Source organism: Streptomyces sp. NPDC048349, from assembly GCF_040651925.1.
Taxonomy (GTDB): Bacteria; Actinomycetota; Actinomycetes; order Streptomycetales; family Streptomycetaceae; genus Streptomyces.
In genome coordinates, this window is the sequence record NZ_JBEZLA010000037.1 from 36,879 (window position 1) to 48,614 (window position 11,736).

General features: G+C 74.4%; 11 protein-coding genes. 8 read left to right on the plus strand and 3 right to left on the minus strand.

All coding sequences use genetic code 11. From position 1 onward, the window contains the following. Positions 1–34: 34 nt before the first annotated feature. The 4 genes from AB0D44_RS20830 to AB0D44_RS20845 all read left to right on the plus strand — a co-directional run bounded on the left by AB0D44_RS20830 (position 35) and on the right by AB0D44_RS20845 (position 6,024). A complete protein-coding gene (locus AB0D44_RS20830) occupies positions 35–1,261 on the plus strand; it encodes a sensor histidine kinase (protein ID WP_362592948.1) in 1,227 nt (408 codons plus the stop codon). Continuing rightward, positions 1,236–1,973 (plus strand): response regulator transcription factor, encoded by a 738-nt coding sequence (locus AB0D44_RS20835; protein ID WP_362592951.1) that lies wholly within the window; start codon positions 1,236–1,238, stop codon positions 1,971–1,973. Before AB0D44_RS20830 ends, AB0D44_RS20835 begins: the two co-directional genes overlap by 26 nt. A 51-nt stretch (positions 1,974–2,024) precedes the next feature. Further along, positions 2,025–2,399, plus strand: coding sequence for a YbjQ family protein (locus AB0D44_RS20840; RefSeq protein WP_362592954.1), 375 nt, complete (start codon positions 2,025–2,027; stop codon positions 2,397–2,399). Positions 2,400–2,559: 160 nt separating this feature from the next. Continuing rightward, positions 2,560–6,024: an endo-alpha-N-acetylgalactosaminidase family protein gene (locus tag AB0D44_RS20845; protein WP_362592957.1), complete on the plus strand. Its 3,465-nt coding sequence runs from the start codon at positions 2,560–2,562 to the stop codon at positions 6,022–6,024. Here AB0D44_RS20845 and AB0D44_RS20850 read toward each other — a convergent pair. Next, complete coding sequence (locus tag AB0D44_RS20850) at positions 6,002–6,877, minus strand: AraC family transcriptional regulator (protein WP_362592960.1); 876 nt, start codon at positions 6,875–6,877, stop codon at positions 6,002–6,004. The genes AB0D44_RS20845 and AB0D44_RS20850 overlap by 23 nt on opposite strands. Before the next feature lie 47 nt (positions 6,878–6,924). Then, positions 6,925–7,923, minus strand: coding sequence for a DMT family transporter (locus AB0D44_RS20855; protein ID WP_362592963.1), 999 nt, complete (start codon positions 7,921–7,923; stop codon positions 6,925–6,927). A gap of 29 nt (positions 7,924–7,952) precedes the next feature. Here AB0D44_RS20855 and AB0D44_RS20860 point away from each other — a divergent pair, with 29 nt between their 5' ends. The 4 genes from AB0D44_RS20860 to AB0D44_RS20875 are packed head-to-tail and all read left to right on the plus strand — an operon-like array spanning position 7,953 to position 11,092. Next, a complete protein-coding gene (locus AB0D44_RS20860) occupies positions 7,953–9,443 on the plus strand; it encodes a PLP-dependent aminotransferase family protein (protein WP_362592965.1) in 1,491 nt (496 codons plus the stop codon). A 46-nt stretch (positions 9,444–9,489) separates the two neighbouring features. Beyond that, the gene (locus tag AB0D44_RS20865; protein ID WP_362592968.1) at positions 9,490–9,927 is read left to right on the plus strand and encodes an LAETG motif-containing sortase-dependent surface protein; all 438 of its coding nucleotides are present in this window, start codon (positions 9,490–9,492) and stop codon (positions 9,925–9,927) included. An 8-nt stretch (positions 9,928–9,935) separates the two neighbouring features. Beyond that, on the plus strand, positions 9,936–10,604 hold the full coding sequence (locus AB0D44_RS20870; protein ID WP_362592971.1) for a SigE family RNA polymerase sigma factor: 669 nt from the start codon (positions 9,936–9,938) through the stop codon (positions 10,602–10,604). Then, positions 10,601–11,092: a hypothetical protein gene (locus AB0D44_RS20875; RefSeq protein WP_362592973.1), complete on the plus strand. Its 492-nt coding sequence runs from the start codon at positions 10,601–10,603 to the stop codon at positions 11,090–11,092. Before AB0D44_RS20870 ends, AB0D44_RS20875 begins: the two co-directional genes overlap by 4 nt. On the opposite strand, the gene AB0D44_RS20880 is transcribed toward AB0D44_RS20875, so the two are convergent. Further along, positions 11,093–11,545 (minus strand): MarR family transcriptional regulator, encoded by a 453-nt coding sequence (locus AB0D44_RS20880; protein WP_362592975.1) that lies wholly within the window; start codon positions 11,543–11,545, stop codon positions 11,093–11,095. It abuts the gene before it with no gap. Positions 11,546–11,736: the final 191 nt, after the last annotated feature.

Below are 11,736 nucleotides of genomic sequence, written 5' to 3' on the forward strand. Positions count from 1 at the left end.
CTGTACAACCATGGGTGTACACAAGGGGGATGACGTGCAGCTGTCCGCACATCCGGCGTGGGCACGGATCCGCGCCGTGCTTCCGGCCGTCGGCGAGATCGTATGGGCCGCCGGCTCGATGTGGATGTCGTCCACACTGCTCCACAACTGGCCCGACCCGCACGGCTACTGGCGCGACACCGACGCGCTCGCCTACGCCCTGCTCGCCGTGATCTACCTGCCGCTGGTCCTGCGCCGCCGCTACCCGGTGGCGATCCTGCTGAACACCGGGCTCTGGGTCGGCGTCTACTTCACCCTCGGCTACTACCACGTGGTCGCCGCGTGCGGGGTGCTCACCGCCCTCTACACGGCGGCCTCCTGGTGCCCCCGCAGGGTGTCCGCCAAGGCCGCCGTCGGGTCGCTCGCCGTGCTCCTGTGGGGCACCCGGCTCGCCGAACCGGGCGTCGTACCGATGAGCATGGCCTTCGTCACCGTGGCCACCGTCGTCTGCTGGGTCGCCGGGGACGGATCCCGCAGGCTGCGCGCGCTCACCCGACAACTGCGCCTGGAGCAGGAGGAGAAGGCGCGCCGCGCCGTCGTGGAGGAGCGCATCCGGATCGCCCGCGAACTCCACGACGTGATCGCGCACCACGTCTCGGTGATCTCCGTCCAGAACGGGCTCGCCTCCTACGTGCTCTCCTCCGACCTCCCGACCGCCCGCAAGGCCCTGGACACGGTGGGGGACAGCGCCCGCGAGGCCCTGGCCGAGATGCGCCGGATGCTGCTGGTGCTCCGCGAGGAAGGACCGGGACAGGCGCCGGAGGAGCGCCACGGCCGGGTGGCGGGGCTCGGGCGGCTCGACGAGCTGGTCGCACGGGTCGGCGAGGCCGGGGTGCCCGTCCGCGTACGGGTCACGGGGACGGCGTACGACCTGCCGCCCGGGATCGACCTGTGCGCCTACCGCGTGGTCCAGGAGGCCCTGACCAACGTGATCAAGCACGCGCCCGGGGCCCGTACCACCGTCCGGGTCGACTACGGTGCGGACGAGGTCCGGGTACGCGTCGGCGACGACGGCCGGGGGCGCCTGCCGGTCCACGTAGCGGCCGCCGCGGGAAGAACAGCCGGTCAGGGGTTGATCGGTATGCGCGAGCGGGCGACGATCTACCACGGCACGGTGACCGCGGGACCTACCCCCGAGGGCGGCTTCGAGGTCAGCCTCCGGATCCCCGTGCCCCGACCGGGAGGGGAAGACGCCGATGCCGTCCGTACTCGTCGTCGATGACCAGTTCCTGATCCGGTCCGGGCTGACCGCGCTGCTCACCGCCGCTCCCGGCTTCGAGGTGGTGGGCGAGGCGGCGGACGGCGAGGAGGCGGTCCGGCTCGCCGCCGAGACCCGGCCCGACGTCGTCCTCATGGACATCCGGATGCCCGGCACGGACGGGATCGCCGCCACCGAGCGGATCGTGGCCGCGCGCGGGGACGGCCGGGGCGGCGCCGACGGCCAGGGCGGCCCGGACAGCCAGGGCGGCCCGGACGGTGCGGTAGGCCCGGACGGTCCGGGCGGCGGGCCCAAGGTGCTCGTGCTCACCACCTTCGATTCCGACGAGTACGTCTTCCGCGCCCTGCGGGTCGGCGCGTCCGGGTTCCTCCTCAAGGACACCCCGCCCGACCGGCTGCTCGCCGCCATCGCCACCGTGCACGCCGGGGAGATGCTGTTCAGCCCCCGGGCCCTGCGCGGACTGATCGACACGTACGCCGCCCCGGTCGTCCGGCCCCCGCACCCGGGGCTGGACGCGCTGACCCCGCGCGAGCGCGAGGTGCTCGGCCTGGTCGGTGCCGGCCTGCCCAACGCCGACATCGCCGAGCGGCTGGTCCTGAGCGCCGCCACCGTCAAGACCCACGTACACCGGTGCATGAGCAAGCTGGGGCTGTCCAGCAGGGCCCAGGCGGTGGTCGTGGCCCACGAGTTCGGCCTGGCTGCCCGAATGCCCTGATCGCGGCCGCTCCGGATGCGGGCGGCCGCGGGCCGGGCGACAGTGGGTGCCATGGGTATCGAAGACTACGGCGGAGGCCCCGGGGCCGAGCAGACCGGTGTGCTCGTCGTGACCACCAACGACGTCCCCGGCTACCGGGTGGAGCGGGTCATCGGGGAGGTCTTCGGTCTCACCGTGCGCTCCCGCCACCTGGGCAGCCAGATCGGGGCGGGCCTGAAGTCGATGGTCGGCGGAGAGCTGAGGGGGCTGACCAAGACCCTGGTGGAGACGCGCAACCAGGCCATGGACCGGCTCATCGAGCAGGCCAAGGCCCGGGGCGCGAACGCCATCCTCATGATGCGCTTCGACGTGACGGACGCCGCCACCACCGGGACCGAGGTGTGCGCCTACGGCACCGCCGTCATCCTGGTCCCGGCCTCCGCGTAACCCCGCCCCCACCTCCCCGGGCAGGTAAGTCCAAGGCAGCGCTCCGCTTTGTCCATGGGCCTGCCCGTTCGCGGTCCGCAAGCTGTCAGGTCAGTGAGCGGACCGCTCGGACCCGAGCGAGCGGTCTTCCGCCAAGGAAGCGCCGACTCCCGGAGGTCCGATGCGCACCCCCCTCTGGCCGGCCGCAGCCGCGCTGGCCGGCCTGGTCGCCACCCTGGTCGCGGCCGCACCCGCCGCACCCGCCGCACCCGCCGCTGCCGCGCGGGCCGCGGCGGGCGCACCCGTGACCATCACCTCGCCCGAGCTGTCCGTCAGCGTGGACAGCGGTTTCCCCCGCGTCATCAGCTACACCCGCCGGGCCACCGGCGACGTCCTGCACGGCAACGAGGACGTGCTGAGCACCCTCCTCGTCAACGGGACGAGCTACACCCCCACCGTGACCTCGACCCCCTCCGCCGCGGGCGTGGACTACGCACTCGTCTTCTCCGGGGTGACCGTCAGATCCCGTCTCTCGGTGGCCGGTTCGGTCGTGGAGTTCAAGGTCACCGCGATCGAGGACACCGCCGCCCTGCGCGTGCGCACCCTCGCGATCCCCGACCACACCCTCGTCAGTGTCCGCAGCGACCAGCCGGGCGCCGCCCTGGCCACCGCGAACATGCACACCGCCACCACGGGCACCGGCGACACCTTCACCGCCGTCACCGCCACCACCCCCGTCGACCCCGCCGCGACCACCGTGATGTACGGCCTGGCCCACACCGGGAAGCTGGCGGCCGCCCTCGACTCGAACTCCCTCTACGACACGCCCTCGGGCGGCACCGCACGGGAGAACGGCCGGATATCCAAGCGGGTCACCGACAAGGGCGGCTACCGCCGCGCGGGCCTGTGGAGCGGAGCCTGGCTGCACCGGGCCGCGGGCGCCGCCGACACCGACACCGAGCCCCTGCCGTACGTGCGCGTCGCGATCACGGCGGACCGCAACGCGGACGCCGCCGTCGACTGGCAGGACGCCGCCGTCGCGTACCGCGACATCTGGACTCCGCCCACCGGCTGGCAGGACACCGCCGACCGCGTCGTGCAGCGGATCCCGTTCAACTTCGCCTCCCAGGCCACCCACCCCTTCACCCAGACCCTCGACGAGACCAAGCGGGTCGGCCTCGCCACCGACGGGCTCGGCCAGTTCGTCCTCCTCAAGGGCTATGCCTCCGAGGGCCACGACTCCGCACACATGGACTACAAGAACATCGGCTCCAAACTCGGCGGCGCCGTCGACCTGAACACCCTCACCACCGCGGGCCAGGCATACAACGCGGACTTCGGCGTGCACGTCAACGCCACCGAGGAGTACCCGGTCTCGGCCACCTTCGACCCGGCCCACCAGAGCGGCGGGCTCGGCTGGGACTGGCTCGACCAGTCGTACTACGTGGACACCCGCAAGGACGGCCAGTCCGGGCAGCGGCTGAAGCGGCTCCAGGACCTCAAGACAGCCGCGCCGGGCCTCGACTTCCTCTACGTGGACGTCTGGTACGGCGACGGCTACGTCTCGCGCAGGCTCCAGCGCGAGATCGCCTCACTGGGCCTCCAGCTGACCACCGAGTTCCCCCACACCCTCACCGAACAGTCCCTCTGGCACCACTGGGCCACCGACGTCAACTACGGCGGCAGCGACCTGAAGGGCATCAATTCCACCATCGCCCGGTTCATCGCCAACCACGCCAAGGACGACTGGATCGCCCGCAACCCGCTGCTCGGCGGCGCCGAGGTCACCGCGTACGAGGGCTGGCAGGGCAAGAAGGACTTCACCTCCTTCCTGAACACCACCTTCGCCGTCAACCTGCCGACCAAGTACCTCCAGGAATCACCGATCGTGAAGTGGACCGCCGACACGGTCACCCTGGCGAACGGCACCACCGTCTCCACCGCGGGCAACAAGCGCCGGATCACCACGGCCGGCCGCACCGTCCTGTCCGGGGACGCCTACTTGCTGCCCCGTGACGGCAAGCTCTACCACTGGAACGACAAGGCGGGATCCACCACCTGGACCCTGCCCGCCGGATGGAGCGCCCCCGAGCTGTACAAGCTCACCGACACGGGGCGGCAGTTGGTGGGCAGCCTTGCGGTGGGCGCGGGCGGCCAGGTCACCATCGGCGCCGCCGCCCGCACCGCCTACGTGGTCACCAACGGCGCGCCGCCCGCCCAGGCCGACCCCACGTGGGGCGAGGGCACCCCGGTCAAGGACCCCTCGTTCTACTCGGGCAACCTGAACGCCTGGACCGTCACCGGGACCGGCGCCGCCGTCACCCGCAACGCCCAGGGCCAGAGCGAGCTCACCTTCGCCCCGGGCACCGCCCCGGCCGTCTCCCAGCAGCTCACCGGCCTCGCCCCCGGCACCTACGCCGCCTCGGTCTGGGTCTCGACCCCCACCGGCCGGGCCGCCACGCTCACCGCGGCCCCCGCCGGCGGCGCCGCCGCCTCCGTGTACGCCGACTCCTCGCCCCTGACGAACAACCTCGGCGGCAGCGAGAAGAACGGCACCCGGATGCAGCGCATGAAGGTGCTCTTCGACGTCCCCGCCGGCCAGTCCGCCGCCACCCTCACCCTGTCCGCCGCCGCCGGAGCGGGCACCGTCCACCTGGACGACGTCCGCGTGGTCCGCTCCGCCCGCACCCCCCTCGCCGGCCACTGGTTCACCGAGGACTTCGAGAACGCCGACGCCGGCTGGGGCCCCTTCGCCTTCGGCGGCGCGGGCGGCTCGGCCACCGACCCGCGCACCCACATCGCCCAGCGCAACGCCCCGTACACCCAGGCCGGGTGGAGCGGGAAGCTGGTCGACGACGTGATCAACGGCCAGAACTCCCTCAAGTCGCACGAGGAGCGGACCGGTCTCGTCTACCGCACCCTCCCGCAAACCCTGCGCTTCACTCCGGGCCGCTCCTACAAGGTGAGCTTCGCCTACGAGAGCGGCTTCAGCGGCGACTACCAGTTCCTCACCGGATCGGGCGCCACCGAGACCGCCACCGCCCTGAACCAGGCCCGTACCCCCACCACCTTCACCAAGACCTTCACCGCCGGGGCCGACGCCTGGATCGGCGTACGCAAGGTCACCCCCGAGAACTCCCACAACGAGGCCGACCTGATCCTCGACGACCTGGCCGTCGACGACCTCGGCCCGGTCGGCGGAGGCGAACTCCTCGTACCACAGAGCCAGATGAGCGTGAAGTCCGTCGACAGCGAGGAGACCGCCGGCGAGAACGGCAGCGCCCGCAACGTCCTGGACGGCGACGCCGCCACCATCTGGCACACCCAGTGGTACGCCGCCACCGCGCCCCTGCCGCACGAGATCACCCTCGACCTCGGCGCCTCCTACGACGTCTGCGCCCTGCACTACCTGCCCCGGCAGACACAGAGCAACGGACGGATCGCCGACTACCAGGTGTTCACCTCCACCGACGGCGTCACCTGGGGCACGGTGGCGGCCTCCGGCACCTTCGCCGACACGGCCTCGCAACAGGACGTCGCGCTCACACCCCGCACCGCGCGCTACGTGAAGCTGCGGGCGACGAGGGAGGTGGCGGACAACCCCTGGACCTCGGTCGCGGAACTCACCGTCGGCTACGTGCCGTAAGGGGCGTCCTGCCGGTCGACTGCTGCGCCCGGAACCGCACGGGCGCCATGCCCACCCGGCGGCTGAACAGCCGGCTGAAGTAGGACGGGTCCTCGTAACCGACCCGCCGGGCGACCCCGGCGACCGGCAGGTCGGTGCCGGCGAGCAACTCCTTGGCCCGGCTCAGCCTGATCCCCAGGAGGTACTCCTTGACCCCCTCCCCGGTACTGCGCCGAACCGCCCGGCGCAGCTGGGGCAGCGGCATCCCGAGCCGGGCGGCGTGCTCGGCCACCGATATCGGCAGCAGGGCGTCCCGCGCCAGGGTGTCCATCACGGCGTCCCCGTGCCGGGACACCTCGGCGCGGGCGTAGCGCAGCGCCACCAGCAGCCCGTGGACCGCGGCCGCCGCCTCCACCTCCAGCAGCGGGCCGCCGCGCCGGGCGGCCCGCACGATCGAGTCGACCACGTGCTGCACCCCGGCCGTCGCGCTCAGCGGCACCAGCGGCCGGTCCGGCGTCACGTAGCCGAGGTCGGTGTACGCCTCGACGCTGCTGCCCGTGAAGTCGACGAAGCACTCGTCCCAGCCGGTCCGCGGATCGGGCCCGTAGTGGTGCTGCACCCCTGGGACCAGCCACAGCAGCGCGGGCGCGGTGACCGGCTGCGGCGGGCGGCCCCCGTGGCTGAACCAGCCCCGGCCGCGCGTGACCACCACGGCGACGTGGTGGTCGAGGAACCGCGGTCCCACGACCGGCAGTTCGCCCTGCTGCACTCCCACCCCCAGACAGACCAGGCCGAGTCTGCGGTGGTTGGCGGTGGGGGAGAAGTACCGCATCCAACTGCTGTACGGGGTACTGCTGTACGGGGCCGTCGCCATCTGCGGATTGTGATCCACAAGGCCCGGCGCCCTCAAGGGGACGCGGCTCAAGGGGACGCGGCCCGACGGGGCGGGAGCGGTGCCGCGGCCGGGCGGCGCGGCGGCCGAAGACCTGCCGCCAGCCCCGCGATGACCACCACCAGCCCCAGCCACACCGCCGGGCCCGGCACCCCGCCGCCCGTGAGGACCCCGGTGCCCGCCGCGGCGAGCGGCGCGATCCCCGTCAGCAGTCCGGCCCGGCCGGAGCCCACGGCGGCGACCGTCCGGTACCAGAGCACGAAGGCCACCGCCGTCACCAGGACGGCGAGGTACGCGGCGGCCGCCCACGGGCCCGGGCCCAGCTCCAGCAGGCGGGCGGGGTGCTCGAAGCACAGCGCGAGCCCCGCCAGCATCACCGCACCCATCCACACCGCGTGCACGGACACCCCCCACGGGCCGTGCCTGCGCAGAACCGGCACGGCGAGCAGCGTGAACCCGGCCTCGCAGCCCAGCGCGAGCGCCGCCCAGGCCACCCCGGCGGCGTCCGTCCGGCCCGTGCCCTCCACCAGGACGGCCCCGGCCACCACGACGGGCGCCGCCAGCAGCACCTGGCGACTGGGCCGCCTGCCCTCCAGGAACGGCCCGATCAGCCCCAGCAGTATCGGTACGGAGGCCACCGCGACGGCGATCACGGCCGGTTCGGCGTGCGCGACCCCGCGCACGACGGCCACGTTGAACAGCACCAGCCCGGTCGCGGCGACCCCGGCCAGCCACAGCCACTCACGGCCGCGCGGTCGCAGCAGCGGCACCCGGGCGACCCGGGCCAGGGCGAGCAGCAGCAGGGCCGCGGCCGCGTAGCGGACGGCCTGCACGGCGAACAGCGGAACGTCGACGAGGGTGCGGGACACGGTGACGCTGCTGCCCACCAGCGCCATCCCGACGACACCGGGCGCCAGGTCCCGGAAGGCGACGGAGGGGGAGCCCCCCGGGCTCCCCGCTGCCGCCCGCCGCACGGCTCCGGCCCCCGTCCCGGGCTCCACGGCCCGGATGTCTTTCATGCTCTTCATGCCGTCCAGCCTCGCGGCACAATGGTCCGGTGAGCAGGTCCAATGACGACGCGAACCAGGGGTCCATAAGCGGATCGGACTTCCTCCAGCTCGACATCGGCCAAGCCCCGCCCGGCGGCCGCACCGACTGGCTGGCGAGCCGGCTGCGCGCCGCCATCGCCGACGGCACCCTGCCCGTCGGCAGCCGGCTCCCGGCCAGCCGCGTGCTCGCCGCCGAACTCCACGTCTCCCGGGGGCTGGTCACCGAGGCGTACCAGCGGCTCGCGGAGAGCGGCCAGGTGTCCGGCCGCGGCCGGGGCGGCACGGTCGTCGTCGCCGCCCCGCCCCCGGCGGGCGGACCGGCCGCCGCGCCCGCCCGCGGCGGCCTCGTCGACGCCCTGCGGGCCGTGCCCTGCCGCATCGACCTCTCGCCGGGCGTCCCCGACCTGACCGCCTTTCCCCGCACCGCCTGGCTCCAGGCCGAGCGCCGCGTGCTCGCCGACCTCACCCCGGCCGACTTCGGCTACGGCGACCCGCAGGGCGCACCCGCCCTGCGCGCGGCGGTCGTCGGCTGGCTGGCCCGCAACCGGGGGATCCGCGCCGACCCCGACGAGGTGGTCGTTGTCGCGGGAGTCGCCCAGGCCCTGGGGCTGCTGGCACAGGTCCTGCGGGAGGACGGGGTGCGCCGCGTGGCAGTGGAGGACCCCGGCTCGCTCGGGGCCCGGCAGCAACTGGAGTACGGGCGGCTGGAGACGGTTCCCGTACCGGTGGACGGGCTCGGGCTGGACGTGGCCGCGCTCCGGGCGAGCGGCGCCGGGGCCGTCCTGCTCACCCCGGCGCACCAGTTCCCGACCGGGGTCGTGCTCGACGGAGAGCGCCGCCGGGACCTGCTCGGCTGGGCGGCCGCCGGGGGACTGGTCATCGAGGACGACTACGACGCCGAGCACCGCTACGACCGCGCCCCCGTCCCCGCCCTGCGCGCCCTGCTGCCGGAAGGCGTCTGCTACGCCGGCAGCGTCTCCAAGCTGCTGGCCCCGGCCCTGCGCCTCGGCTGGCTGCTGGTCCCGCCGCGCCTGAGCGGGGCCGTGACCACCGCCAAGCGGTACGCCGACCTCGGCAATCCCGTCCTCGCCCAGCTGGTCCTCGCCCGGCTGATGGACTCGGGCGAGCTGGAACGGCACCTGCGCTTCGTCCGGCGCCGCCACCGCCGCCGCCGCGACGCCATGCTCCGTGCCGTGGCCGACCGGCTGCCCGGAGCCCGGGTGCACGGCGCGGCCGCGGGCCTGCACCTGATGGTCACCTTCGACGGCGCCGGCTTCGAGGACACCGCCCTCGCCTCCGCCGCCCTGGAGCTCGGCGTCAAGACCCACCCGCTGTCGTGGCACCGGCTCGCCCCCGGCCCGCCGGGCCTGATCCTGGGCTACGCCGCGGGCTCGGCCGGCGAGATCGAGGAGGGGATCGCCGCGCTGGGCGCGGCCCTGCGGAAAATTCTTCCGGACCGGCGGCAACCTCGCCGGGAGTCGCGCGTCGTGCGGGGGTGAAGGGTGCGGTTCCGCGCCCTCGACCCGACCGTGGAGAACCACCGTGATGAACCTGAAGCGCGTCCCCCGCACCCTCCGCCGGGCGGCCGTCACCGCGGCCGCAGCCGGGGCGGTCCTCGCCCTCGCCGGGCCGGCGTCCGCAGCGGGGAGCTCCGCCTCGTCCGCTCCCGCCCCCGCGTCGAGCGCGTCGCCGAGTGCCGCGCCGAAGACGGCCGCCCCCAGTGTGCCGCCGAGCCCGTCCGTCAGCGTGCCCGGCAGCGCCCGGCCGAGCGCCGCCCCCAGCGCCGCCCCGGCCACCGCTCCGAGCGCGGTACCGAGTGCGGCCCCGAGCGGCGCCCCGCAGCCCTCGGTTTCGCCCGCGGGGTCCGAACTCGCCGATACTGGCTCTTCCGCGACCACCGCCGCACTGGGGGCCGGAGCCGCCGTCCTCATCGCCGCCGGCGCCGGGACCCTGTACAGCGTGCGGCGCCGCGCCAACGGCTGAGGATCCCCGTGCTCCACCTCGCACCACCCGTCGGCCCCTTCACGCCCGGCTCCGCCCGGGCGTGGCGGGGCCTGTGGCCGTTGCTGCGCCGCGACCGCTCCGCCCCGGCGGCGGAGCCCCGGCCGTACGGGGGCTCGTACGCGGGACCGTACGGCCACGGCACCGTCCCGGGCGGCGGCCCGGGAGAGGCCCCGCCCACGGTCACCGCGCTCTACCACGCGCACCGGCTGCGCATGGTCCGGCTCGCGGTGCTCCTCGTCGACGACCTGGCCACCGCCGAGGACGTGGTGCAGGACGCCTTCACGGCGCTCTACCGGCGCCACGGCGAGCACATCGGCGAGGTGGACAACGCCCTCGGATACCTGCGCACCGCCGTGGTCAACACCTCGCGCTCGGTGCTGCGCCGACGGCGGACCGCCCGGGCCTGGACCCCGCCGGCACCGGCCGACGTACCGTCGGCGGAGGCGCACGTGGTCCTGGACGAGGCGCACCGCGAAGTGCTCGCCGCGCTCGGCCGGCTGACCCCGCGCCGCCGCCAGGTGCTGGTGCTGCGGTACTGGGCAGACCTCAGCGAGGCGGAGATCGCGAGCACGCTCGGGATCAGCCGGGGAGCGGTGAAGTCGAACGCCAGCAGGGCCCTGGACGCACTGGAACGGATTTTGGAGGGACGGGTATGACGTACGGAGAACGCCCCGTCGAGGGCAGGCTGCGGGCGGCGCTGGAGGCCCGTGCGGCCGCGGTCACCGTCCGTGAGCTGCGGCCCGCCGACCCGCCGCGACCGCGCGTACGCGGCTTCTCCGTGCTGCGGCTGCGCGGGCTCCGGCTGCCCCTGGCCGGTCTGGCCGCAGCGGCCGCGGCCGTGCTGGGCTACGTCGTACTGGCCCCGGACTCCGCCCCCGTCCGCCCGGCGCCGCCCGCCGCACCGCCCGAGATCGGCACGCCGACGCCTTCGCCGACGCCTTCCCCGACACCGACACCGACGCCGTCCGACACCCCGCGGCCGGGTTCCGTGCCGGGCCCGGACCCGAGCGCCTCGCCCTCCGCGGCGCCGACCCGGACGGGGGCCCCGCTCGCGCCTTCGAAGTCCGCCACCCCGTCGGCGACCGTGCCCACGAGCCCCCGCTCGGCCCCGGCCTCGGTCTCACCGAGCCCTTCCCGGCCCTAGTCAGCCCTGCGTGTTCTCCACGACCGCGACGAGCGGGGCCAGCTGCGGGTTGCGCGCGGCCTCGTCCAGCGCCTCGCGCAGTGCGGTGTCGTTCGTCGGCCGGGCGGCGGCCAGCAGGGCCAGGCCCGCCTCGCTGACGTCGGTGTAGATGCCGCGCCGGTCGGTGTCGCAGAGGTAGCGGCTCAGCAGCCCGCGGTCCTCCAGCCGGCTCACCAGGCGGGTCGTGGCGCTCTGGCTCAGCAGCACGGAGTCGGCGACCTGGTGCATGCGCAGGTGCCCGCCCGGGCCGTTGTGCTGGCGGCTGAGGACGTCGAGCAGGGAGAACTCGCGCACGCTCAGGCCGTGTCCGGCCTGCAGCGCGCGCTCGATGTGCGACTCGATCCGCCCGTGCAGCAGGGAGAGGGCGCACCAGCCCTGGGAGAGGGCGGTGAGCGCGCCGTCCGTGGCCGTCATGGGCCCCTCCTTCGAAGCGGATACCGCGCGTTGCGCGTCACCCCTCAGGATAGGCCACGCGTGCAAAGCCCGCGCTTGCAAGTATCCCGCGTATGCAATTAATGTGGACGCATGTAAGCGGCGACAGCAACGTATTCGCCCCCGGGCAGTCGCCCGCCGCCGCAGCACCCCCCTCTCCCGCTGAAGGACAC

Bases quoted from the DNA above. Each gene is read 5' to 3' on its own strand.
- AB0D44_RS20835 (WP_362592951.1), top strand. From the start codon at position 1,236: ATGCCGTCCGTACTCGTCGTCGATGACCAGTTCCTGATCCGGTCCGGG.
- AB0D44_RS20840 (WP_362592954.1), top strand. From the start codon at position 2,025: ATGGGTATCGAAGACTACGGCGGAGGCCCCGGGGCCGAGCAGACCGGT.
- AB0D44_RS20845 (WP_362592957.1), top strand. From the start codon at position 2,560: ATGCGCACCCCCCTCTGGCCGGCCGCAGCCGCGCTGGCCGGCCTGGTC.
- AB0D44_RS20850 (WP_362592960.1), bottom strand. From the start codon at position 6,877: ATGGCGACGGCCCCGTACAGCAGTACCCCGTACAGCAGTTGGATGCGG.
- AB0D44_RS20855 (WP_362592963.1), bottom strand. From the start codon at position 7,923: ATGAAGAGCATGAAAGACATCCGGGCCGTGGAGCCCGGGACGGGGGCC.
- AB0D44_RS20865 (WP_362592968.1), top strand. From the start codon at position 9,490: ATGAACCTGAAGCGCGTCCCCCGCACCCTCCGCCGGGCGGCCGTCACC.
- AB0D44_RS20875 (WP_362592973.1), top strand. From the start codon at position 10,601: ATGACGTACGGAGAACGCCCCGTCGAGGGCAGGCTGCGGGCGGCGCTG.
- AB0D44_RS20880 (WP_362592975.1), bottom strand. From the start codon at position 11,545: ATGACGGCCACGGACGGCGCGCTCACCGCCCTCTCCCAGGGCTGGTGC.